This window comes from Pseudomonas sp. BF-B-30 (assembly GCF_019956305.1).
GTDB lineage: Bacteria > Pseudomonadota > Gammaproteobacteria > Pseudomonadales > Pseudomonadaceae > Aquipseudomonas > Aquipseudomonas jessenii.
The window spans coordinates 1-3,403 of record NZ_JAHBDG010000070.1 but is presented as its reverse complement, the minus strand read 5'-3'; the positions used below and the strand labels follow the sequence as shown (position 1 = coordinate 3,403).

Sequence of the window (3,403 nt, the reverse complement as noted above, 5' to 3'; positions counted from 1 at the left end):
TTGATTTCTAGTCTTTGACTAGTTCGTTCTTTAAAAATTTGGGTATGTGATAGAAAGATAGACTGACCGTTACTTTCACTGGTAACGGATCAGGCTAAGGTAAAATTTGTGAGTTCTCTTAGTTGAGAAATTCGAATTTTCGGCGAATGTCGTCTTCATAGTATAACCAGATTGCTTGGGGTTATATGGTCAAGTGAAGAAGCGCATACGGTGGATGCCTTGGCAGTCAGAGGCGATGAAAGACGTGGTAGCCTGCGAAAAGCTTCGGGGAGTCGGCAAACAGACTTTGATCCGGAGATGTCTGAATGGGGGAACCCAGCCATCATAAGATGGTTATCTTGTACTGAATACATAGGTGCAAGAGGCGAACCAGGGGAACTGAAACATCTAAGTACCCTGAGGAAAAGAAATCAACCGAGATTCCCTTAGTAGTGGCGAGCGAACGGGGACTAGCCCTTAAGTGGCTTTGAGATTAGCGGAACGCTCTGGAAAGTGCGGCCATAGTGGGTGATAGCCCTGTACGCGAAAATCTCTTAGTCATGAAATCGAGTAGGACGGAGCACGAGAAACTTTGTCTGAATATGGGGGGACCATCCTCCAAGGCTAAATACTACTGACTGACCGATAGTGAACTAGTACCGTGAGGGAAAGGCGAAAAGAACCCCGGAGAGGGGAGTGAAATAGATCCTGAAACCGTATGCGTACAAGCAGTGGGAGCCCACTTTGTTGGGTGACTGCGTACCTTTTGTATAATGGGTCAGCGACTTATTTTCAGTGGCGAGCTTAACCGAATAGGGGAGGCGTAGCGAAAGCGAGTCTTAATAGGGCGTCTAGTCGCTGGGAATAGACCCGAAACCGGGCGATCTATCCATGGGCAGGTTGAAGGTTAGGTAACACTGACTGGAGGACCGAACCGACTACCGTTGAAAAGTTAGCGGATGACCTGTGGATCGGAGTGAAAGGCTAATCAAGCTCGGAGATAGCTGGTTCTCCTCGAAAGCTATTTAGGTAGCGCCTCATGTATCACTGTAGGGGGTAGAGCACTGTTTCGGCTAGGGGGTCATCCCGACTTACCAAACCGATGCAAACTCCGAATACCTACAAGTGCCGAGCATGGGAGACACACGGCGGGTGCTAACGTCCGTCGTGAAAAGGGAAACAACCCAGACCGTCAGCTAAGGTCCCAAAGTTATGGTTAAGTGGGAAACGATGTGGGAAGGCTTAGACAGCTAGGAGGTTGGCTTAGAAGCAGCCACCCTTTAAAGAAAGCGTAATAGCTCACTAGTCGAGTCGGCCTGCGCGGAAGATGTAACGGGGCTCAAACCATACACCGAAGCTACGGGTATCATCTTCGGATGATGCGGTAGAGGAGCGTTCTGTAAGCCTGTGAAGGTGAGTTGAGAAGCTTGCTGGAGGTATCAGAAGTGCGAATGCTGACATGAGTAACGACAATGGGTGTGAAAAACACCCACGCCGAAAGACCAAGGTTTCCTGCGCAACGTTAATCGACGCAGGGTTAGTCGGTCCCTAAGGCGAGGCTGAAAAGCGTAGTCGATGGAAAACAGGTTAATATTCCTGTACTTCTGGTTATTGCGATGGAGGGACGGAGAAGGCTAGGCCAGCTTGGCGTTGGTTGTCCAAGTTTAAGGTGGTAGGCTGGAATCTTAGGTAAATCCGGGATTCTAAGGCCGAGAGCTGATGACGAGTGTTCCTTTGGAACACGAAGTGGTTGATGCCATGCTTCCAAGAAAAGCTTCTAAGCTTCAGGTAACCAGGAACCGTACCCCAAACCGACACAGGTGGTTGGGTAGAGAATACCAAGGCGCTTGAGAGAACTCGGGTGAAGGAACTAGGCAAAATGGCACCGTAACTTCGGGAGAAGGTGCGCCGGTGAGGGTGAAGCACTTGCTGCGTAAGCCCACGCCGGTCGAAGATACCAGGCCGCTGCGACTGTTTATTAAAAACACAGCACTCTGCAAACACGAAAGTGGACGTATAGGGTGTGACGCCTGCCCGGTGCCGGAAGGTTAATTGATGGGGTTAGCTAACGCGAAGCTCTTGATCGAAGCCCCGGTAAACGGCGGCCGTAACTATAACGGTCCTAAGGTAGCGAAATTCCTTGTCGGGTAAGTTCCGACCTGCACGAATGGCGTAACGATGGCGGCGCTGTCTCCACCCGAGACTCAGTGAAATTGAAATCGCTGTGAAGATGCAGTGTATCCGCGGCTAGACGGAAAGACCCCGTGAACCTTTACTATAGCTTTGCACTGGACTTTGAATTTGCTTGTGTAGGATAGGTGGGAGGCTTTGAAGCGTGGACGCCAGTTCGCGTGGAGCCATCCTTGAAATACCACCCTGGCAACTTTGAGGTTCTAACTCAGGTCCGTTATCCGGATCGAGGACAGTGTATGGTGGGTAGTTTGACTGGGGCGGTCTCCTCCTAAAGAGTAACGGAGGAGTACGAAGGTGCGCTCAGACCGGTCGGAAATCGGTCGTAGAGTATAAAGGCAAAAGCGCGCTTGACTGCGAGACAGACACGTCGAGCAGGTACGAAAGTAGGTCTTAGTGATCCGGTGGTTCTGTATGGAAGGGCCATCGCTCAACGGATAAAAGGTACTCCGGGGATAACAGGCTGATACCGCCCAAGAGTTCATATCGACGGCGGTGTTTGGCACCTCGATGTCGGCTCATCACATCCTGGGGCTGAAGCCGGTCCCAAGGGTATGGCTGTTCGCCATTTAAAGTGGTACGCGAGCTGGGTTTAGAACGTCGTGAGACAGTTCGGTCCCTATCTGCCGTGGACGTTTGAGATTTGAGAGGGGCTGCTCCTAGTACGAGAGGACCGGAGTGGACGAACCTCTGGTGTTCCGGTTGTCACGCCAGTGGCATTGCCGGGTAGCTATGTTCGGAAAAGATAACCGCTGAAAGCATCTAAGCGGGAAACTTGCCTCAAGATGAGATCTCACTGGGACCTTGAGTCCCCTGAAGGGCCGTCGAAGACTACGACGTTGATAGGTTGGGTGTGTAAGCGCTGTGAGGCGTTGAGCTAACCAATACTAATTGCCCGTGAGGCTTGACCATATAACACCCAAGCAATTTGCTTACTTCGAAAGAAGCATCAGATTGCGGTGTGTGAAGACGAAAGAACCGAAAGTTCGACGCTCACAAAACACCGATTTTTATCACATACCCAATTTGCTGAAGCGAGGCCAGCCGGCCACGACTCAGTACCCGAATTTCTTGACGACCATAGAGCGTTGGAACCACCTGATCCCATCCCGAACTCAGCAGTGAAACGATGCATCGCCGATGGTAGTGTGGGGTTTCCCCATGTGAGAGTAGGTCATCGTCAAGATTAAATTCCGAAACCCCTATCTGCGTATGCAGGTAGGGGTTTTGTTTT

At 50.9% G+C, this 3,403-nt stretch carries 2 rRNA genes; both read left to right on the top strand.

Annotation, left to right across the window (positions count from 1 at the left end):
• The first annotated feature begins 187 nt into the window (after positions 1-187).
• Positions 188-3,081, top strand: a 23S ribosomal RNA gene (locus KGB29_RS25845).
• Positions 3,082-3,239: 158 nt separating this feature from the next.
• Positions 3,240-3,355, top strand: a 5S ribosomal RNA gene (rrf, locus tag KGB29_RS25840).
• The last annotated feature ends 48 nt before the right edge of the window (positions 3,356-3,403 follow it).